The organism is Empedobacter sp. UBA5987, from assembly GCF_002429865.1.
GTDB classification, from domain to species: domain Bacteria; phylum Bacteroidota; class Bacteroidia; order Flavobacteriales; family Weeksellaceae; genus Empedobacter; species Empedobacter falsenii_B.
In genome coordinates this window covers 76,511-98,584 of the sequence record NZ_DJBB01000008.1, presented here as the reverse complement: position 1 = coordinate 98,584, position 22,074 = coordinate 76,511, and the positions used below count along the sequence as shown (strand labels likewise).

Here is a 22,074-nt window from a genome sequence, read left to right as displayed (position 1 = left end):
CTTAACAAGGGGAAGATTACAATTGTAAAAATGCTTTTAATGAATATTCTTTTATTTAGTGAATCATAGAAAAGTAAATAATTTATAAAAGTGAATGTTTATAGATCATTGAAGTTGATAACATTAAATAGTTATTAGATGATTAATTATTTTTTTTCTCAAAAATTTTATTCTTTTATGTATTATTGGTTTACTTTTTGTGTAATTCGTGGCAGTTAAATTAGGCAATAAACAAAAGGTACACTATTTTTGGAGTATGCGACTTTCTACAAAACAAAAGTTTTTTCAATACATTAAAAAATCATTTAATTTTTTTCAAAACTTGTTGAACCTGTTAAAATTAGTTTTATCAGAGCGACAATTTTTGTATTTATCGTGTATTTTGGTAGCTATTTCATCTGCTTTTGCAGTGATTGTGCTAAAAACTTTTGCGCACAATGTTTTTCAATTTACTATTTATATTAATAATTTAGTCAAACTGCCTTACATCAATAGTATATTACCAATTATAGGTATTTTGTTGACGGTTTTTGTAGTGCAGAAATTTTTGGATGGTTCGATAGAAAAGGGAACTTCTCAAATCATGATTGCTGTAGCTAAAAAATCTGGAATAATGCCTAAAAAACAGATGTATGCTCAGATTTTAACGAGTTCCTTAACAGTTGGTATGGGTGGTTCGGCTGGTTTAGAATCCCCAATTACAATTACTGGAGCAGCTTTTGGTTCTAATTATGCACAATATTACAGATTCAAATACAAAGAAAGAACACTTTTGTTGGCTTGTGGTGTTGCAGCTGGTATTGCGACAGCATTTAATGCTCCAATTGCAGGTGTTTTGTTCGCGATAGAAATTGTATTAGCGGATATGAGTGTTACTGCTTTTATTCCTTTATTGTTATCTTCTGCAACAGGAGCTTTAATTGCCAATTTAACATTAAAAAGCAATATGTTATTATCCTTTCGTTATGCGTTAGGATTTGATTATCATAATGTTATTTTCTATGTGATTTTGGGTGTTTTAGCGGGGTTTGTTTCAGTTTACCATGCTCGATTATTTCGTAAAGTTGAACATTTGATAGGGAATTATTCGGATAATGTATATTGGCGAGCGATTGTTGGAGCGGGAAGTTTAGCAATATTGATTTTCTTTTTCCCAACATTATTTGGTGAAGGTTATGAGAGTATAAAATATTTAGCAAATGATGAAGCTGGTTTTATTTTAAATAATTCATTGTTAGAGAGTTTTAGAACGAATCAATGGATAGTTTTAGGATTTGTTTTTGTCACAATTTTAATCAAATCTATTGCAACAGGTTTAACTTTAGGAAGTGGAGGAAACGGAGGAAACTTCGCGCCTTCGTTATTTGTTGGGTCATATCTTGGTTTTTTCGTTGCAAAATTCTTTAATTTAATCGGTTTCAAAGAAGTTCCTGTTGGTAATTTTACAGTTGTTGGAATGGCAGCTGTTTTAAGTGGATTGTTTCACGCCCCATTAACAGCGATTTTCCTAATAGCCGAAATTACGGGAGGTTATGGATTGATTATTCCCTTAATGATTGTTTCTTCGATAAGTTTTGCAATTTCAAAACGATACGACAAATATTCGATGGATATATACGCAATAGCAGAAAAAGGAATTGTTTTTACATCTGATAAAGACCGAAATTTGTTTAATAAAATTGATTTGTTTTCGATTTATATCAAGAATATCAAAACATTGACGGTTTACAATTCAATTGAAGATATAAAAGAAATTTTTTCTACTACAACACAAGATTTTATTCCAGTCCTCAATGAAGATAAATCGATTCATGGAATTATAGTTTTAGATAATATTCGATCATTTATTTTTAATGATAATATTGATAAAAGTTACTTAGAATGTATAACAGAAGCAACTTCGACATCTATTTTTACGAATGCTGCTAACGTGATGAAAATGATGGAAGCAAAAAAAATAGATTATATTTTACTCACTAAAAAAGGTAAATTTGAAGGTTATGTAACCGAAAGTTTATTATTAGAAAGTTATCGAAGTAATTTGAATAAGTTGAGAATTGAATAATTCTTTTTTAATCATTATTATTATGAAAAATTTGATCAAAATTTTTATATTTCTTTTTTAAGCGTTGTTTTGCCTTTTTGACTGAATCAGCTGAAATTCCTAAGATTTGCGAAATTTCTAAATTGTTCAAGCCTAATTTTAACAAATAAATAGTTCTCAAATTAGATTCGGTTAAAGATGGAAAATTTTGAGAAAGATATTTTACAAAATCTTTTTGTTCATGAGCAAAAATATTTTTGAAATTTCCCCAACTTTCGTCTGTCATTAAATGCGAATCTAAGAGATTAACTAATTCATTATATTGTTTTTCTTTGTTTATGGTACTTGAATTGGAAATAGAATTAATTTCATTTTTTAATGTAACTATTTGTTTATTCTTTTCAGACAAATATGTTTTATATGATTCTAAAGTTTGAGCGGTTTTATTTAACTTATTTTCAGACTTAAGTTTATCATTTTGAATAGATAATATTTTATTATCGTATGTGGAATTTTGTATTTTTATTTTTCTACGATAAGAAATTATTACCACTAAAATGATGATGATTAATAGAAAAGAAATAAGAAATAATGCATTTTTTAGGATGGTTGTTTTCTCTTGTTCTGCTTTTTCTGCTTCAAATTTAAAGTTGAAATTATCTTGTTGAATTTTCCAATTAATTTCATTAATCACATTTTGACCATCTGTTTTTTGCAACTCTAATTCCAATTCATCCAATTTTCTTCGGCTAATTAACTCCTCATTGATATTATTGTTTTTTACAGCAATTTCTAATAAGATTTTATAAATGTCATATTCAAAACTGTTCAAATAAATTTTCTGAGAAGCATATTCTTTTGCTTCATTCAAAATTATTTTAGCATCATCAATTCGATTTAATTCCAAGTACAATTTTCCCAATTGAATATTAGCATACATTAAATTTCGAGCGTTTTTTAATTTTTTAGAAATTTCAATATCTTTTTTCAAATTATCAATCGCTAAATCGTACTGTTTGTTGAGAATATTTATAGAGGCAATATCACCTAAAGCTTTTGCATATCGAATTTCGTCCTTATTTTGAATTGCATATTCTTTTGTTAATTCGAAGTAATTATTTGCTTTATTAATATTATTTTTATTCATAAAAACATGACCAATCGCATTCAGAATTGTTCCATATTCGTGGTCCTTTTTGTTGGTATATTTTAAAGCTAACAAAAGATATTTTTCACTTTTATCAAATTCTTTTACATTCATAAAGTAAAATGCATTCTTTTTGTAAACATCACTTTTAGAAAAAATATCCTCATCTTTTGTTAAGTCGAGAAGTTTTGATGCTTCCATAAAATATGGATAAGCATTTTGATATTGGCTAAAATTATAATAGTAATACCCATATTGTGTGTTCACCCAAATTTGTAATTCTGGTGAGTTAACATTTTTTGAAACTTTTAATGCAGACTCAAATAACGAATTACTTTTTTTGTTTAATTTATCGTTGGTTTGTGCATAAAGATTAGCTAAATAAACTTGATAAATTGATTTTAGACTTTTTGATAAAAAAGAAGTTGATGAGATATCTAATTTCTTGAAATTATTTTGCAATTGAATAGAATCTGTCACATTTTTATTCTGTTCGATGATTTTTTCAATAATAATACGTTCATCATTTTTACTAATAGAACTAAATGATGATAAAAATAAAAAAGGAAAGAGTAGGAGCGTAAAAAAAATAGAAACTTTCAATATATTATTTTTTCAAATATAGACCGAAAAAATTGTAAATCTTAATAAAAATTCGAATAATTTTTATGTTTTACTTCATTTTCAAAATATTGATATTTAGATAAATATGAAATGTCCCCTCAATTGTCCCCCCCCGAAAATATAATTTTTTTTGATTAATAATCTATTTTTGAATTAAGTATTTCGAAAGATTACTAATCTATCATCAAACTATTAATAAAAAACTAAACACTCTCAACTACTTAAACCTATTTATAAATCCAATTACAAAATTATTTCCTTCATGATGCAAGTTATGGAGGATTTTTTTTTGAATTTTTTTCTTTGTAATTTAGTTTTATATTTTAATTAGAAAAGAACGGATGAGGAAAATAAACTACTCAGTGTTGGATTTGGCTTATGTAAGAGAAGGAGATACATTAAATCAAACGTTCAAAAACACGTTAGATAACGCAAAATTTGTCGACGAAATAGGGTATAGTCGTTATTGGCTATCCGAACATCATAATATGCAAAATGTTGCGAGTGCGGCAACTTCTTTATTAATAGGTTATGTAGCAAACGGAACTTCAAGAATTAAAGTTGGTTCGGGAGGAATCATGTTACCTAATCATACTGCTTTATCAGTTGCAGAACAGTTTGGAACATTAGATGCACTTTATCCAAATCGTATCGATTTAGGTCTAGGTCGTGCACCAGGAACTGATCAATTAACGGCGTCTATTTTACGTCGTGGCGATAATTTTATGAATTATGATTTTGAAGCTGAAATCAAAAATCTACAAAACTATTTTAGTTTAGATAATAAAGAAAGTAAAGTGCGTGCGATTCCTGGAGAAGGAGCAAATGTGCCGATTTATATTTTGGGATCAAGCACAGATTCGGCTTTTTTGGCAGCTAAATTAGGTTTACCTTATGCGTTTGCAGGTCATTTTGCGCCACAACAATTCTATGATGCGGTAGAGATTTATCGCTCTCAATTTCAACCTTCTGAATTTTTGAAAGAACCTTATACAATTGCTTGTGTCAATGTAATTGCGGCGAATACAGACGAAGAAGCGCATTATTTATCAATGTCGATGTACCAAGGTTTTTTGAATATTATTACCGATAAACGTCAGCCAATTGTCCCGCCAGAAAAAACACAGTTAGAATTAGCTTCGCCTGAGCAAAAATATATGCTAAAAGGAATGACAGCTTTGTCTTTTATTGGAAGTAAAGGTGCTTTGGCGCAGAGTTTAGATGAATTTATTTTTGAATCTAAAATTGATGAAATTATGGTTTCAACAAATGTTTTTGATCAAAAAGCAAAACGAAAATCGTATCAAATTGTAAGTGAATTGTTTCGTTAAATGAAATCAAAGAAATCAATCTCAAAGTTCAAGTATTATTCAATGTTTGTTGATCAATTCAAAGATCAATTGACGATTGTTTTGATGCTAAATCTTGTTTTATTTTTTATTGCAAACCATTGGAGTTACCTTGTTCCAGAAGAATTTTTGTCTGTAAGTCACAAAGATATTTTTGGCTTATTTAGAGAACAATTTGTGTTGAACGAATTTTTCGAGGTGTTGGCTTATACTTTTTTGGGCGCTTTATTTATACATTTCGGAACATATAAAATGAATAAAATCTGGATTTTTAGGCTTAATGCGTTGCTTTTAGTAATTGTTTCCACTTATTTTTGGACAATTCCTTTGCTGCAAAGTGCTGAGATTGTTTTACAAAAAGGTCATCCTTATTTTATTGCTGCGATTATTGGTCAAATTCTTTTGTATTTGATTGTCGGAAACGAATTTTTAGGTTCAATCAAAAATAAAAGAAAACAACCCAAAATCAATCATTCTTAGTTATATTTGCCAAAACTTAATTTTTACAAAAATCAAACTATGTACTCATTTGATAAATTTCACGAATTAATTGCCGAAACAATTGATAAAAATCCATTTTCTAAAAATCCAGAAGAATTATACGAACCGATGGATTACATTTTGAATATTGGTGGTAAAAGAATTCGTCCAATTTTGACTTTATTGGGAACTGATTTGTTTGATGGTGAAGTTGAAAAAGCATTGAAACCTTCGTTAGCGATTGAGTTTTTTCATAATTTTTCGTTGATGCACGATGATATTATGGATAATGCTTCATTAAGAAGAAGTAAACCAACAGTTCACGAAAAATTTGGATTAAATACAGCGATTCTTTCTGGTGATGCAATGTTGGTAAAAGCGTATCAATATTTAGAAGATTTAGAACCAGAATTATTTAAAAGTTCGACAAAATTATTTTCTAAAACTGCTTTAGAAGTCTGTGAAGGACAACAATTGGACGTGAATTATGAAACAAAATTGAATGTTTCGTACGATGATTACATCAATATGATTTCTTTAAAAACGAGTGTTTTACTTGGTTGTGCTTTGAAATTAGGTGCAATGATTGGAAACGCTTCGGAAGAGGATTCGGATAAATTGTACCAATATGGTTTGAATTTAGGAATCGCGTATCAATTGAAAGATGATTATTTGGATGTTTTTGGTAGCCTTGAACATTTAGGTAAAAAACATGCTGGAGATATTTTCGAGAATAAGAAAACGATTCTTTACATTTCTGCTTTAGAAGCGGCAAATGAAGAAGAAAAAGAGGAATTATTATATTGGTATAGTTCAAATACAGATAATATCGATAAAGTATATGCGGTAGAAAAATTATTCAGAAAACTGAATGTTAACCGTAAACTTTCTACATTAATTAGAGAATATACAAATAAAGCGCACAGCTATTTGGATCAAATTGATGTTCCAGAAGAACGTAAATCTTATTTGAGAGAATTAAGCGAGGTTTTAATTGATCGACAAGGATAAAAAATGCAATTTCGAACGACTTTTCAAATTCAATCTTCTGATTTTAAGCTCAATCATCAACATAAAATATTGACGATAGGCTCTTGTTTTTCAGATGAAATTGGAAAACGTTTGACAGATTTAAAGTTTGATGGATTAATTAATCCTTTTGGAGTAATTTTTAATTCACATTCTATTCAAAATTTAATCGAAAGAAGCATTCAAAAAAAATATTTTACAACAGCAGATGTACATCAAAACGGAGAAGAATTTTTCTGTTTCGATGTACATTCTTCGTTTAATGCGTTGACGAAAGAAGCTGTTTTAGAGGAATTAAATTTGACTTTAGATCAAGTTCATGATTACATTCTTTCTTGTGATGTGTTAATGATTACATTGGGAACATCGTGGATTTATGAATGGAAAACATCTAATCAAGTTGTTGCGAATTGTCATAAAGTTGACGCAAAACAATTTGAAAAACGATTATTAACAACAGAAGAAAATCTAAAATCATTGGAATTAATTGTTTCAGATTTGAAGAATATTAATCCAACTATTCGCATTATTACAACAGTTAGTCCAGTTCGTCACACAAAAGATGGAATGATCGAAAATAATGTAAGTAAAGCTAGACTGTTGGATGCTTTATATCAATTAAGTCTTCAAAATAATCAAGTTGAATATTTCCCGTCATATGAATTAGTTTTAGATGATTTGAGAGATTATCGTTTTTTCAAAGAAGATTTGATTCATCCATCGAAACAAGCCGTTGATTATATTTGGGAAAAGTTTTCAGAAACTTATTTCGAGCAATCAACGCAAACAATTATTCAAAAAATAAATAAAGTTATTTCAGCAATTAATCATCGCCCTTTTAATGAAGGATCAGACAATTATCAACAATTTTTAGTAAAAACGATTACATTGATGAATGAATTAGAAAAAGGAAATCAACTTGATTTTTCAGTTGAAAATGAACTTTTGAAATCAAAAATAAAACATGTTAATTGATACACATACACATCTATATTCGGAGCAATTTGAGAATGATATAGATGAAGTAATTGCGCGAGCAAAGCAAAATGGAGTAGAGCGATTTTATTTGCCAGCAATTGATAAAAGTTACACGGATAGAATGTTGGCGTTAGAAGCTGCTCACCAAGATTCGATGTTTGCGATGATGGGTTTGCATCCGTGTTCGGTTCATCCAGATACAATAGAAGACGAATTGGCTCATGTGCGCGAATGGATTGATAAACGACCATTTAAAGCAATTGGCGAAATCGGAATTGATTTGTATTGGGAAAAAGAATTTTTACAAACGCAACAAGATGCTTTCAAAATGCAAATTGAATGGGCAAAAGAAAAGAATTTACCAATTGTCATTCATTGTCGAGATGCTTTCAACGAAGTTTTTGAAGTGTTAGAAGAAGTAAAAGATGAAAAATTATTCGGAATTTTTCATTGTTTTTCAGGAACAAAAGAAGATGCACAACGCGCAATTGATTTCAATCTGAAATTAGGAATTGGTGGAGTTGTAACCTTCAAAAATGGTAAAATAGATCAATTTTTAGGTGATTTTGATATCAAACATATCGTTCTCGAAACAGATTCACCTTATTTAGCTCCAGTTCCGTTTCGCGGAAAACGAAATGAAAGTAGTTATTTGACACATGTTTGCGATAAGTTGGTTGATATTTACCATCAAACACCAGCTGAAATTGCAGCAATTACAACAAAAAATGCGTTTGACATTTTCGAACGTTAGGATAAATCAGAATAGAAAAATTATATTTGCAAAAGAAAACCTTTGACAAGATGAAATACAAAAGAATATTACTTAAATTGAGTGGTGAAGCATTAATGGGAGATTTACAATATGGTATTGATCCAAATATGCTGAAACAATATGCGCAACAAATTAGAGAAGTTGCTGAACTTGGTTGCGAAGTGGCAATCGTAATCGGAGGTGGTAATATTTTTAGAGGTGTACAAGGTGTTGCTTCTGGTATGGATCGTGTACAAGGAGATTATATGGGAATGTTGGCAACAGTGATTAACAGTATGGCATTGCAAGGAGCTTTGGAAGATGCTGGTGTTAATACACGTTTACAAACGGCTATTCGTATGGAGCAAATCGCAGAACCATTTATCAAAAGAAGAGCAACGCGTCATTTAGAGAAAGGGCGTGTCGTAATTTTTGGTGCAGGAACAGGAAATCCATATTTTACAACAGATACAGCAGCAGTTTTAAGAGCGATTGAAACACAAGCTGATGTTATTTTGAAAGGAACTCGTGTTGACGGAATTTATACTGCAGATCCAGAAAAAGACCCAACAGCAGAGAAATTCGAAACAATTTCTTATCAAGAAGTTTACGATAAAAACTTAAAAGTAATGGATATGACAGCTTTTACTTTGAGTGAAGAAAATAATTTACCTATTATTGTATTTGATATGAATACAGATGGTAATTTGAAAAAATTAATTTTAGGAGATAACGTAGGTACTCTAGTAACAAATAAATAAATCCCGAAATGGAAGAATTAGATATTATTTTAGAAACGGCTAAGGAGCAAATGCAGGGAACTGTAAGTCACTTAGAGGTTGCATTCGACAAATTAAGAGCAGGTAAAGCTACTCCTGCAATGTTAAGTTCAGTTCGTGTTGATTACTACGGAAGTTTATCTCCGTTAACTCAAATTGCAAATGTAAATACACCAGATGCAATGACATTGAGCATTCAACCATACGAGAGAAATTTAATTCATGAAATTGAAAAAGCAATCATCAATGCTAATTTAGGTTTTGCACCTTCTAACAATGGAGATACAATTATTATCAGTATTCCTCCAGTAACAGAAGAACGTCGTAAAGAGTTGGTGAAAATGGCCAAATCTGATATGGAAACTGCTAAAATTTCTCTTCGTAATGCACGTCAAGATGCGAACAAAGCATTGAAAGCTGTAAAAGAAGCTTCTGAAGACATGGTGAAAGATTATGAAACACGTGTTCAAGGATTAACAGACAAGTTTTCTAAGAAATTAGAAGAAGCTTTAACGAAAAAAGAAGCTGAAATCATGAAAGTTTAATCTTTCTTGAAAAAAAAATATTTTAAGGCAGCGTTTCGCTGCTTTTTTTATTTATTTGCATAATCAATTTCAAAAGATGAAGAACTATATATTCCTGCTAAATTTCTGTATTTCAATTGCCACATTTGCTCAAATTAAAGTGAGAGTATTCGATGCTCAAGACGAATTTCGTTTAACTGGTGCTAATGTTTACAGCGATACCAAACAATTTTTTGGTCAAACAGACGAATTAGGAGAATTGGATATTAATGATTCTGTTCATTTTATTGATATAATCAAAAATGGATATTTCTCAGAAAGTATTCAGACTGATGGTAAAAAGTTGGTGGAAATTATGATGAAACCTTCTTTCATTAGTTTGGATGAGGTTAGTTTTACGACAAATGATTCTGTTGGTCGTAATTTGATTATCAAAGCAATTCGCAATCAATCCAAAAATACAATCAGAAACGGAGGAAATATTTTCCTAAAATCATACACTAAATTTTGGAGTACAGTAAATAACGATTCGATTCCGTTTATCATTCAACCTCAAAATCACAAAGATTCTGTCAATAATCAATGGAAAAAATTGTTAGACAACAGTCATTTATTTTTGGGAGAACGTGCAATGGATCATAAAGTTTCGAAGCGTTTTGGACTAAAAAATATCGTGCAATCTTCTCGTATTTCTGGAATGCGTTCGCCTTTGTACGAATATTTGGCGATGCAACCAATTGCGTTCAATTTTGATCAAGATAAAATCAATTTTTTCTTCAAAGGAATTATTAATCCAGTAAGTCGAGAAGGTCTTTCGCATTACCGTTATGGTTTCAAAGAGGATATTTTTATTGATGGGCGAAAAACGGCTGTTATTAGCTTTTTCCCTTCAATCAAAACGGATAAAAGACAAATTAAAGGAACACTTTGGATTGATGATAGAACGTATGCTTTAATCAAAATTGAAGCAGAAAATACGATTTCAAATTATGTTGCAGAATTAGAAGCAGATTGGAAATTGAATAATGGTTCTTGGATTCCAAATCAACAAAAATATCGCATGGAAGCTGGTAATTTTAAGATTACAGAGAAATTATCCGATGATGATTTTATTGATAAAAAAGAAAAAATTTGGATTAATCTTGAAACAACTTTCAAGGATATTCAAAATCCAGCACATTTCAAACGCAACGAATTTTTAGGTTACGAAGACGAAATTTCTTTTCAAAATATGAACGAAAAGAAATGGGACAATGTGATGGAAGATTACCGCGATTCGTCATTATCAAACAAAGAGCGAAATACTTATACGACAATTGATAGTATTGGCGATAAATATAAGTTAGAACGTCAAATGAAATTGATGAGAATCATCAATTCTGGTGGGAAATTATCATTAGGAAAAGTTGATTTAGATTTAACAAAAATCTTAGCGTTTAATGATTACGAAGGTTTTAGACTTGGTGCCGCGTTTAATACAAATGAAAATTGGAGCGATAAATATTCGTTGAATGCGTATTCAGCTTATGGTTTCAAAGATGAAACATTCAAGTTTGGATTTGGTGGAGATTATTATGTAAATAAGCCTTATTCGGGTCGAATTTTTGCAAAATACTCGCAAGATGTTTCGGCTTCTGGGAAAACGCCAATTTTATTACAATCGAATTATACACGTCTAATTTCTGGAGCTTTTAGTAATATTTATAATCACGAATATTTTTCGTATAAACATTATTCTTTTGGATATGAGCAAGATATTTTCAAGAATGTAACCTTCAATATTTCGGCAAATTATGAAAAACAACAAGCAGAATTTGATTATTCTTTCCTGAATAATATAGGTTGGTACGATTTGTATAATACGCAATTAGCGATCCGTTTTGCACCAAAAGACAAGTTTATCCGCACGCCTTACGGAAAAGTGACGGTGAATAGCGGGAAATCTGTTTTCTATGCAATGTTGACGAAATATTGGGATATTTTCAATTCTGATTATGATCCACTTCGTTTCAATATTTCTTATTTTGATGTGTTCGATACGCGAGTTGGTAAAACAAATTTCAATGTAAATGCGGGTTGGGTTGAAGGAAAAATGCCGTTGATGAATTTGTACGAAGGACAAGGAAATGCAAAACGAAATGACTTTTTGAATTTTGGAGTAGGAGGTTTAACGAACTTTGAAACAATGCGTCCTGGAGAATTTTATTCGGATCGATTTGTATCATTTCAGTTGAAACATATTTTTGCAGGCATTAAAGTTGGAAACAAAATTATTTTCCCACAATTCGTTTACCGTGGAGTTTTAGGTGATATGAAAGATAGAGCAGATCATCAAAATTTAGAATTCAAAACATTGAATCATTATTATCACGAAACAGGAGTTGAAGTAAATAATTTAATTTTCAAAACATTTGGATTGGGAGCTTTCTATCGTTTAGGAGCTTATTCTGAAGAAAAATTCCAAGATAATTTCTATTTAAAATTAACAGTTAATTTGAATTTTTTGTAGAATTTAGATTTTGTCATTCTGAATTTATTTCAGAATCTCATGATAAGATAATTTTACTTCAAAAAATAAACTAAAATCAAAAATCCTTTACATTTTCATTGAAATTGTAAAGGATTTTTAGGTTGGTTGAAAAATATTCGCAAAAATTATGCCTATAATTTTTATAACTTTAAATAATAACTAAATTTGTAAGGATAAATTAAAAAATTATGCAATCGTACGGAATTAAAGCCTTATTAGAAAAAGGCAAGGATTTGTTGCTACAGGAAGTAGTTGTAAATGGATGGGTAAGATCGTTCAGAAGTAATCGTTTCATCGCGTTGAATGACGGTTCTACAATTAATAATATTCAAGTAGTAGTAGATTTCGAAAATTTTGACGAATCAATTATAAAACAAATTTCTACAGCAGCTTCTTTACAAGTAAAAGGAGAAGTAGTAGAAAGTGAAGGAGCAGGTCAAGATATTGAAATTGTTGCGAAAGAAATCAAAATTTTAGGAACTGCGCCATCTGATGATTTAAAAGGAACAATTTTACAACCAAAACAGCACAGCTTAGAGATTTTGCGTGAGCAAGCACATTTACGTTTCAGAACTAATGTTTTTGCTGCAACTATGCGTGTTCGTAATGCGTTAATGTTCGGAATTCACAAGTATTTCAACGAAAGTGGATTCGTTTACATCAACACGCCAATTATTACAGGATCTGATGCTGAAGGAGCAGGAGAGATGTTTCATATCACAAACTTGGATATGGAAAACTTGCCTAAAAACGAAGAAGGAAAAGTAGATTATACACAAGATTTCTTTGGTAAATCGACTAATTTAACGGTTTCTGGACAGTTAGAAGGAGAAACTGCAGCAATGGGATTAGGGAAAATTTACACATTTGGACCTACTTTCCGCGCAGAAAACTCGAATACTTCTCGTCACTTAGCTGAATTCTGGATGATTGAACCAGAAGTTGCGTTTTTCCGTTTAGATCAAAATATGGATTTGGCAGAAGATTTTATGAAATCTGTTATCACTTATGCAATGGAAACGTGTAAAGATGATTTGAAATTCTTAGCTGAACGTTTTGACAAAGAACAAAAACAAAAACCAGAAGCAGAGCGTTCTGAATTAGGTTTAATTGAGCGTTTAGAATATGTTTTAAATAACAAATTCATTCGTTTAACTTATACAGAAGCAATAGATATCTTAAAAGATTCTAAACCAAATAAAAAAGGTAAATTCAAATATCCAATCGAAGGTTGGGGAGCAGATTTACAATCAGAACACGAACGTTATTTAGTTGAGAAACATTTCAAAACGCCAGTTATTTTATTTGATTATCCTGCAGAAATCAAAGCATTTTACATGCGTATGAATGATGATGGAAAAACAGTTCGTGCAATGGACGTTTTATTCCCTGGAATCGGAGAAATTATCGGAGGTTCTGAGCGTGAAGAACGTTTAGAAGTTTTAGACGAAAAAATGGAGAAATTCGGAATCGATAAAGAAGAATTATGGTGGTACCGCGATACAAGACGTTTCGGTTCTGTGCCACATTCTGGTTTCGGTTTAGGTTTAGAGCGTTTGGTATTATTCGTTACAGGAATGGGTAACATTCGTGACGTAATTCCTTTCCCTAGAACACCGAATAACGCTGAATTTTAATAAAAATATTTTTACGGATTTATGCTTAAAAATTGTAACTTTAAGCTAAATCCGTTTTTTTATATAAGCCAAAACCCAAAATATGTTAAAGCAGGAATTAAATTTAAAATTACAACAAAAACTATCGCCACAACAAATCCAATTAATGAAGTTGGTTCAACTTCCTACGGTTGCTTTTGAACAACGCGTAAAGGAAGAGTTGGAAGAAAACCCTGCTTTGGATGATCAATCTTCTGAATATGATGAAGATTACGGAGGAGAGCAGGAAGAATGGGACAATCAGAGTGATGATTTTGGCGATGAGCAAGTGATTGATACAAGTGATATCAATATTGATGATTATTTGAGCGATGATGACATCCCAAATTATAAAACGTATACGAATAATTATAGTGATGATGACGAAGATAAATCTGTTCCTTACGCACAAGGAGAGAGTTTTATCGAGTTTTTGACATCACAATTATATACGAATCGATTAACTTCGGAACAATTTCAAATTGCTGAATTTATCTTAGGAAATATTGACGATGATGGTTATATGCGTCGTGATATTAAATCGTTGGTTGACGATTTAGCATTCTCGCAAAATATTTACACTTCGCCAGAAGAGGTTGAAAATTTGTTGATTAATTATATTCAACGAATGGATCCAGTTGGAGTAGGTGCGCGTGATTTGCAAGAATGTTTATTGATTCAATTAGAAAATAAAAATCAAACTGAAGCAGTAGAATTAGCCGAAAAATTAATTTCAGAATCGTTTGATGCATTTACGAAAAAGCATTATTCGAAATTGATGGCAAAATATGATGCGGATGATGATGAATTGCGTGATGCAATTTCGGAGATTGAACGTTTGAATCCAAAACCAGGAAAATCATTTTCGAGTAGTAGTAAAATTGTAGAGCAAATAACGCCAGATTTTACAATTCATATCAACGATGGCGATTTAGAATTATCGTTAAATGGACGTAATGTACCAGAATTGAAAATTTCGAGTGCGTTTGCAGAAATGTTAGATACATATAAAAAAACCGAAAATAAATCGAATCAACAGAAAGAAGCTGTGATGTTTGTCAAACAAAAGTTAGATTCTGCGAAATGGTTTATTGATGCGGTTCAGCAACGTCGTAACACGCTTTTGTACACGATGGAAGCGATTATGAAATTTCAAAAAGAATATTTCTTAACAGGAGATGAAACGAAAATCAAACCGATGATTTTGAAAGATATTTCAGACAGAATTGGAATGGATATTTCGACAGTTTCTCGTGTAGCGAATTCAAAATATGTCACAACGCCTTACGGAACATTTTTGATAAAAGATTTGTTCTCAGAATCGTTAACAAATGATGAAGGTGAAGAAGTTTCGACGCGCGAAATCAAACGAATTTTACAAGATGTAATTGCAGATGAAGACAAACGTAAACCTTTGACAGACGAAAAATTAACTGAAATTTTAAAAGAAAAAGGTTATCCAATTGCTCGTCGTACAATTGCAAAATATCGCGAACAACTAAATATTCCGGTTGCGAGATTGAGAAAAGAAATCTAAACTTTTAGAAGAAATATTATCAAACAAAAAAAGAGCTTTTTAAAAAGCTCTTTTTTTGTTTTTACCCCAAGTTGTCATCCATTCAAAATAATCTTCTTTGTATGAATTATCATTCAATTGCGTAATAATTTTTTGTTGTTTTTCTTTGTTCAAATCATCATCAATTACAGAAAAGTTTAAGAAAATATCTTTACCGATTAATTTTGAAAAGAAATTTTCATTCTTTAATTCTTCTAAAACTTCGATACATTTTTCATTAATTTTATTTTGAAATTGATAAAACCAATCTTCGTCATTGTCGTGTTCATCAACTATTTGTTTGCACATTTGATTGATTTCTTGGAAAGAATTTTCAGCTCCTAAATAATCATATTTCCATTCAGAAGGCTCGTATTTGTAGTAACAAAAATCGTCTTCATCCGATACTTTTTCCAAATGTTCGATAGAATTTGCTGAAGGATGAATAGCTATTTTCGTGTCGTTATTGCACAAGGCAAAAGCGTAAAGGTCTTGGGAAGGATTTTCGTTATAAATTTTCAAAAAGGCTTGTTTGGTTGATTGCACTAATTTGTTTTTTAATTCATTAAAATCCATTCATTTATATTTCTTTAATCGGTTAAAATTATTTTTTGAAATGTAGTAAAATTCTTTAAATATTAAATCATTGTTAATTTATTTTTTAAAGACAAATTCAATTATTATTCATTTTCTATGTAACTTTTCTGTAATTCACGCGTCATTATAGTAAACAAACCTAATATGTCTAAATTATATATACCAATTTTATTATTTGCCTCGACCTCGATTTTTGCGCAACAACAATATAAAGGAAGCTTGCAATATACGAATCAAATGCCTGTTAGTTTGGCTGATGTTATTATTTTAAAAGATGATCAAATTATTGATGAAATTTCAACTGATGATAAAGGAAATTTTACAGTTGATTTAGTAGAAGGAAATTATACGTTTCGAATAGAAGAAGCTGGTGTTTTGCTTCATACTCAAACAATTTTATGTGAACAAAATCAAGATTTAGGCGTTATTATTATTCCAAAAACTGAAAATATTACATTAAATGAAACAGTTGTAAAAAGTCAGAAAAAATTAATTGAAAAGAAAGTTGATCGACTTGTTTTTAATGCTGATTTAGCGGAAGGAGCAAAAGGTGGAGATGCGTTAGATTTGCTGAAATTGGCGCCTCGTGTGAAGGTTGATAATGATGTTGTTTCGATAATTGGTAAAAGTAATTTGCGTGTGATGGTGGACGATCGTTTGTTGGAAATGTCTGGTGATCAATTGATAAATTATTTAAAAACGCTTCGCGCAGATGATATCGAGAAAATAGAAGTAATTACAAATCCGCCCGCAAAATATCAAGCAATAGGAAATAGTGGAATTCTCAATATTGTATTAAAATCTGGTAAAAAAGACTCGTGGAATGGGAGTTTGTCATCGTCATTGCAACATTATAACAAACCATATTGGAACAATAGTGCATCGTTTAATTACCGAAAAAATAAATGGACATTAGTTTCGAATATTTTTGGTGGTTTTGGAGAATATGACGGAATTGGACAATCTGATATTTATTTCACAAAAACCAATGAAGTTTGGACCGAAAGAGAAAAAAATAGTGGAAAAAATAGAAATATTGGCGGAAAATTAGGATTGGATTATAAAGTTTCGGATAAATTGACAACTGGATTTACGCTTGATTTATATGCAGGAAATCGAAAAGGGACTGGTGGTACGAAAACAACAATAAATAGTTTGGATAAAAACGAATTGTTGAGTTATATTTTGAATGATCGAAATGGGAGCAAAGGAAACACGAAATACAATACTTTAAATTATCACGTGATTTATAAAATGGATACAATCGGAAAAAAACTGACATTTGATTTTGATTGGGTTAATTTTAATAACAATAATACAAGTGTAGCTTCTAACCGATTTTTTGATTCAAATGATGTTGAAAATACAGTAGAATATCAAGGAAATAAAAGTTTGTCTGATCAAAAAGCAAATAATTATAGTTTGAATATTGATATGGAACACCCCGTTAATACTTGGAAACTAAATTATGGTGGACGTTACAGTTGGACGAAAAATAATAGCGATAATTTATTTTACAACACATCTTCTGGAACGCCTGTTTATGATGAAAAGTTGAGTAATGGTTTTTATTATGACGAAAATATTTTAGCTTTTTATGCGAGTATCGAAAAAGATATTTCAGAAAAATGGTCTGCAAAAATTGGTTTGAGATACGAAAATACTGATGCAAAAGGTTTTTCTCCGCAAGAAAATCAACATGATACCTATAAATATGATGGGTTATTCCCAACGGCTTATTTGATGTATAAACCAGCTGAAAATCATTCGTTAAGTATAAATGTTGGGCGACGTATTGATCGACCTTTTATGGGACAATTGAATCCGTTTCGTACCATTTATTCGCCTTATTCTTTTGCCGAAGGAAATCCGAAGTTAAAACCTTCTTATTCGTATAATTATGAGTTGGAATATGCGTACAAAGATTTGGCAATTACGACGTTGTATTACAGAAATTCTACGGATGAAATCAATCAAATTGTGGTTGTAAATCCAACAGAAAATACACAAAATTGGATTCCATATAATTATGCTGATTCGGAGAGTTTTGGAATTAGTGAAAATCTAAATTTCAAGCTTGTAAAATGGTGGAGAGTCAATGGAGCGATTGATTTGTATTACAAAAAAACGAAAGGAATTATTCCAGAATACAATTATGTATTGGATGGATTTAATGGAGACTTTCGTTTGACAAATAATTTAGAATTGAATAAATCGAAAACATTATTGTTTAATCATACTACAAATTATACAACAAAAACAATTGATGCCATGTCAAGAAGCCGCGCTAATTGGAGTACAGCTTTTGGTTTGAGAGCGTTATTTTTGGATAAAAAATTCGAGGTTTCGTTTAATGTGAACAATGTATTTAAAGATAGAGCTTGGCAAGATCAAAGTTTTAGTAACGATACGAAATTTGTTTATACAGGACAATCCGCTCGCTATTATCGTATTGGAATTCGATACAATTTTGGAAAATCATTCACAATAGAACAATCAAAAAGTAGTTCTGAAAAAGGAAGATTGTAAATTGTTAAAAATAAACCCCAATATTGATTAAAATATTGAGGTTTGTTTTTTTTATAATTTTTTCTTTGAGATTCTATTTTTTTTCTTTTATTTTGTAACCAATGTCTAATGTTGTATAATTTGGTTATGAGTGAGTATTTAACTATTTCAGAAACAGCGAAATTACTTAATAAAAGTACAAAAACACTTCGTCGTTGGGATGAAGAAGGGAAGTTATCGGCTGTTCGAGAACCTATAAGTAATTATAGAGTTTATAGGAGAAGAGATGTAGAGACGTTGTTTGCTGAATTTTTGCAGACAGATATTGAAGAAACTGTTTCAAATTTTGTAAAGCCAACGCAAGATTTTCATGTCTTAGAATTATTTGCTGGAGCTGGAGGTTTGGCAATTGGTATGGAAAAAGCAGGGTTGAAATGTGTTGCATTAAATGAAATTGATAAACACGCTTGCGAAACTCTAAGAAAAAATAGACCAAATTGGAATGTCTTAGAAGGTGATATTAAGAATTTTAATTTTTCTGAATATTATAATAAAGTTGATGTTGTAACAGGAGGATTTCCTTGTCAAGCATTTAGTTACGCAGGAAAAAGACTTGGTTTAGAAGATGCAAGAGGAACTTTATTTTATGAATTTGCAAGAGCTGTAAAAGAAGTTAATCCACCTATTTGCATTGGAGAAAACGTAAAAGGTTTATTGAATCATGATAATGGTAATACTTTACGTGGAATGATTTCAATTTTAGATGAAATTGGGTATAAAGTAGTTCCAGTAGAGGTTTTGAAAGCAATTAATTATAATGTTCCACAAAAAAGAGAACGATTAATTTTAGTAGGAATTCGTAAAGATATTCCAATAGATTATCACTATCCAACGCCGTACAAAAAAATATATAATCTTTCTGATGCATTGAAAAAAGGAGAATTGTTCGATTGTAATGTTCCAAAATCTACTGGAGCTAAATATCCTGAAAGCAAGAAAAGTGTATTAGATTTAGTTCCTCCAAAAGGCTATTGGAGAGATTTACCTCTTGAAATTCAGAAAGAATTTATGGGAGCAAGTTTTTATTTAGGTGGAGGAAAAACAGGAATGGCAAGAAGAATAGGCTGGGACGAACCTTGTTTAACCTTAACATGTAGCCCTGCCCAAAAACAAACAGAGCGTTGTCATCCAGATGAAACTCGCCCTTTTACAGTAAGAGAATATGCTCGTATTCAGACTTTTCCTGATGAATGGGAATTTTCAGGGCCTATGGCACAACAATATAAGCAAATTGGTAATGCAGTTCCCGTTAATTTAGGAAAAGAGGTTGGTTATTCAATAATTAATTTTCTTAACCAATATTATAGTTTATTAAAACCTGAATAATAAGAATAATTATCAAAGGAAATTTGATCAAGAATAGAACGTTTTGAATTTTCGGTTTCTGAAGTAATTTCTTCTAAAGCCGAATTTTCATTTTCGTTTTGTTCTTTTTTTGTGGTTTCTAAAAAATCATTTATTGCAATAGGAAGCGCTTTATAAAGTTGATAGAAAGCATCTTCTTCTCCAGTTAGTAAAGCATAAAATTGATCTCCAGAGATTTTAAAAACTCTTGAATGACTATATTCTTTGCCATTAATTTCGCCTTTCCAATTTTCGTTAAAACTATTTTTCGCTAAAATCTGAACCCAATAACATTTAGCTTTCTTGTAATCATCTGCATATCGAGCCAATTTTTGAAAAAGAGCTTCCGAAGAACTGCTATTCATTGTATTATGTTTGTTTTTGATATCTGCAAATAACGTGTCATCATTTGCTTTTATATCAAATCCACTTAAATTTCCAATTTCATAACCTTTTATTCCACCTAAAATTTGTTCATGAAAAGTTCCGATAGAATTGTTTATAGATTTATCAATTTGTCTAAGAATCTCAGATTGTATCAAATCTTCTTCATCAATATTATTAAATTTTGAATCAAAAGTTAATTTAATAGTGTCAACTTTATTTGTATAAAAACTTTTTTTAGAAATTTTGCTTTTAGCCTTTTGATAAGATTTATATAAATTTTCAATGCAATTTAATAAATGCTCATCTGAAATAAAGTTTACATATTTATTTTTCATTACCAGTATTGTATAATATTGCTAAGTTAGAATAATTATTCGATTATATAAAAATGTAATTATGCTTTACTTCTTTTCCATTTTATAGAACAATAAAATAACGAAACTAATCGCAAACGAAACGCCCATTGCAAGTGCAGAAGCTTTCATTCCGCCAGAATATTCAATCAATAATCCGTAAATAACTAAACCTAAAAATAAGGCAAATTTTTCGAACACATCGTAAAAGCTAAAATAGGTTGTTGTGTCTTCTGTTTCTGGTAATAATTTGGCGTATGTAGAACGTGATAAAGCTTGCAAACCTCCCATTACAAGACCAACCATTGCTGCCATTACGTAAAATTGAGTTTTTACATTAGGTTCATTTTTATTAATCAAATAACCAATAATACATGTAATAATCCAGATAAAAATACCGATTAATAAAGTTTTCTTATTTCCTATTTTTCCTGATAAAAAAGAGAATAACCATGCACCTAAAACAGCTTCAATTTGAATTAATAAAATGGTCATAATCAATTCTGAAGATTCCATTCCTATTTCTGAACTTCCAAACATTGCCGCCATCAAAAAGATAGTTTGCATTGCTAAACTGTAAAAGAAAAATCCAGCCAAAAACACACGAATATTTTTGTATTGATTAAGATCTTTGAAGGTATGTTTTAAATTTCTAAAACTCGATTTGATAATATCTTTCGGAATTTCGCGATCATATTTATGATTTGGTAATTTACTCAAAGCAATTTGTCCAAATCCTAACCACCAAACTCCTGTTAATAAGAAACTTATTCGGGTAAACATTGCTTGTTTTTCTTCTGGGGCAAATTGTATCATTGCCAAACAAATTGTCAATAAAATGACAGAACCAATGTAGCCAAACATATAACCTTGTGCTGAAACTTTGTCCATTTTTTCGTCCGAAACAATTTCTGGTAAATAGGCGTTGTAAAAAACTAAACTTCCCCAAAAACCTATGCTTGCAGTGATATTGAGTAATAAAGCTAACCAAACTAAATCGCTTGATGTAAAGAAAAACATTCCGATACATGAGAACGATCCTAAGTAGCAAAAAAAGCGAAGAAATTTGATTTTATATCCGATTAAATCTGCAATTGAAGATAAAACAGGAGACAAAACAATCACAAAAAAGAAAGCAATTGCTAATGAAAAATTGAATGCGGATTCTGGTAATAATCCTAAGAATTTAATTGGTTGATCGTTCGCATCATAGGTCATTAAAGTGTAATAAACCGGAAAAATAGCAGAGGCAATAACTAAAGAATGAACAGAATTCGCCCAATCGTAAGAAATCCAAGCTCGTATTAGTTTGGGATTATCTTTTGTATTCATAAATTTTTTATAGTAATGTTGGTTAAACTTAAGAATAATTTATTA

17 protein-coding genes are annotated in these 22,074 nt (G+C 30.4%); 13 read left to right on the top strand and 4 right to left on the bottom strand.

The genetic code is table 11. From position 1 onward, the window contains the following. Positions 1 to 256: 256 nt before the first annotated feature. Complete coding sequence (locus B3J26_RS01155; protein WP_125349835.1) at positions 257 to 2,065, top strand: chloride channel protein; 1,809 nt, start codon at positions 257 to 259, stop codon at positions 2,063 to 2,065. Between the two features lie 7 nt (positions 2,066 to 2,072). Here the strand turns inward: B3J26_RS01155 and B3J26_RS01150 are convergent, their stop codons facing one another. Further along, complete coding sequence (locus B3J26_RS01150) at positions 2,073 to 3,794, bottom strand: transcriptional regulator (RefSeq protein WP_291072771.1); 1,722 nt, start codon at positions 3,792 to 3,794, stop codon at positions 2,073 to 2,075. A 362-nt stretch (positions 3,795 to 4,156) separates the two neighbouring features. On the opposite strand from B3J26_RS01150, the gene B3J26_RS01145 reads away from it, so the two are divergent. The 10 genes from B3J26_RS01145 (at position 4,157) to rpoN (ending at position 15,430) form a co-directional block, all read left to right on the top strand. Further along, a complete protein-coding gene (locus tag B3J26_RS01145; protein ID WP_291072769.1) occupies positions 4,157 to 5,146 on the top strand; it encodes an LLM class flavin-dependent oxidoreductase in 990 nt (329 codons plus the stop codon). After that, positions 5,147 to 5,644: a hypothetical protein gene (locus B3J26_RS01140; RefSeq protein ID WP_291072767.1), complete on the top strand. Its 498-nt coding sequence runs from the start codon at positions 5,147 to 5,149 to the stop codon at positions 5,642 to 5,644. Positions 5,645 to 5,683: 39 nt separating this feature from the next. Beyond that, the gene (locus B3J26_RS01135; protein WP_280036151.1) at positions 5,684 to 6,655 is read left to right on the top strand and encodes a polyprenyl synthetase family protein; all 972 of its coding nucleotides are present in this window, start codon (positions 5,684 to 5,686) and stop codon (positions 6,653 to 6,655) included. A 3-nt stretch (positions 6,656 to 6,658) separates the two neighbouring features. Then, positions 6,659 to 7,648, top strand: coding sequence for a GSCFA domain-containing protein (locus B3J26_RS01130; RefSeq protein ID WP_291072764.1), 990 nt, complete (start codon positions 6,659 to 6,661; stop codon positions 7,646 to 7,648). Then, positions 7,638 to 8,405 carry a TatD family hydrolase gene (locus B3J26_RS01125; protein ID WP_291072762.1) on the top strand — a complete coding sequence of 256 codons (768 nt, stop codon included), beginning with the start codon at positions 7,638 to 7,640 and terminating at the stop codon, positions 8,403 to 8,405. Before B3J26_RS01130 ends, B3J26_RS01125 begins: the two co-directional genes overlap by 11 nt. Before the next feature lie 50 nt (positions 8,406 to 8,455). After that, positions 8,456 to 9,166 (top strand): UMP kinase, encoded by a 711-nt coding sequence (pyrH, locus tag B3J26_RS01120; RefSeq protein WP_115000992.1) that lies wholly within the window; start codon positions 8,456 to 8,458, stop codon positions 9,164 to 9,166. 8 nt (positions 9,167 to 9,174) lie between these two features. Further along, the gene (gene frr, locus B3J26_RS01115) at positions 9,175 to 9,729 is read left to right on the top strand and encodes a ribosome recycling factor (RefSeq protein ID WP_115000990.1); all 555 of its coding nucleotides are present in this window, start codon (positions 9,175 to 9,177) and stop codon (positions 9,727 to 9,729) included. A gap of 76 nt (positions 9,730 to 9,805) precedes the next feature. Continuing rightward, positions 9,806 to 12,217 carry a DUF5686 family protein gene (locus B3J26_RS01110; RefSeq protein WP_291072760.1) on the top strand — a complete coding sequence of 804 codons (2,412 nt, stop codon included), beginning with the start codon at positions 9,806 to 9,808 and terminating at the stop codon, positions 12,215 to 12,217. A 209-nt stretch (positions 12,218 to 12,426) separates the two neighbouring features. Beyond that, positions 12,427 to 13,875, top strand: a complete 1,449-nt coding sequence (asnS, locus tag B3J26_RS01105) for an asparagine--tRNA ligase (RefSeq protein ID WP_115000982.1) — start codon at positions 12,427 to 12,429, stop codon at positions 13,873 to 13,875. Positions 13,876 to 13,957: 82 nt separating this feature from the next. After that, positions 13,958 to 15,430, top strand: coding sequence for an RNA polymerase factor sigma-54 (rpoN, locus tag B3J26_RS01100; protein WP_115000980.1), 1,473 nt, complete (start codon positions 13,958 to 13,960; stop codon positions 15,428 to 15,430). 39 nt (positions 15,431 to 15,469) lie between these two features. Here rpoN and B3J26_RS01095 read toward each other — a convergent pair whose 3' ends face one another. Then, positions 15,470 to 16,024 carry a DUF4303 domain-containing protein gene (locus B3J26_RS01095; protein ID WP_291072758.1) on the bottom strand — a complete coding sequence of 185 codons (555 nt, stop codon included), beginning with the start codon at positions 16,022 to 16,024 and terminating at the stop codon, positions 15,470 to 15,472. 165 nt (positions 16,025 to 16,189) lie between these two features. On the opposite strand from B3J26_RS01095, the gene B3J26_RS01090 reads away from it, so the two are divergent. Both B3J26_RS01090 and dcm read left to right on the top strand, forming a co-directional pair. Next, on the top strand, positions 16,190 to 18,574 hold the full coding sequence (locus B3J26_RS01090; protein WP_291072756.1) for an outer membrane beta-barrel family protein: 2,385 nt from the start codon (positions 16,190 to 16,192) through the stop codon (positions 18,572 to 18,574). Positions 18,575 to 18,700: 126 nt separating this feature from the next. Further along, the gene (gene dcm, locus B3J26_RS01085; protein WP_115002090.1) at positions 18,701 to 19,939 is read left to right on the top strand and encodes a DNA (cytosine-5-)-methyltransferase; all 1,239 of its coding nucleotides are present in this window, start codon (positions 18,701 to 18,703) and stop codon (positions 19,937 to 19,939) included. Here the strand turns inward: dcm and B3J26_RS01080 are convergent. Both B3J26_RS01080 and B3J26_RS01075 read right to left on the bottom strand, forming a co-directional pair. Beyond that, positions 19,915 to 20,679: an Eco47II family restriction endonuclease gene (locus tag B3J26_RS01080; RefSeq protein WP_280051168.1), complete on the bottom strand. Its 765-nt coding sequence runs from the start codon at positions 20,677 to 20,679 to the stop codon at positions 19,915 to 19,917. The genes dcm and B3J26_RS01080 overlap by 25 nt on opposite strands. Before the next feature lie 66 nt (positions 20,680 to 20,745). Further along, positions 20,746 to 22,029: an MFS transporter gene (locus B3J26_RS01075; protein ID WP_291072755.1), complete on the bottom strand. Its 1,284-nt coding sequence runs from the start codon at positions 22,027 to 22,029 to the stop codon at positions 20,746 to 20,748. Positions 22,030 to 22,074 lie beyond the last annotated feature (45 nt).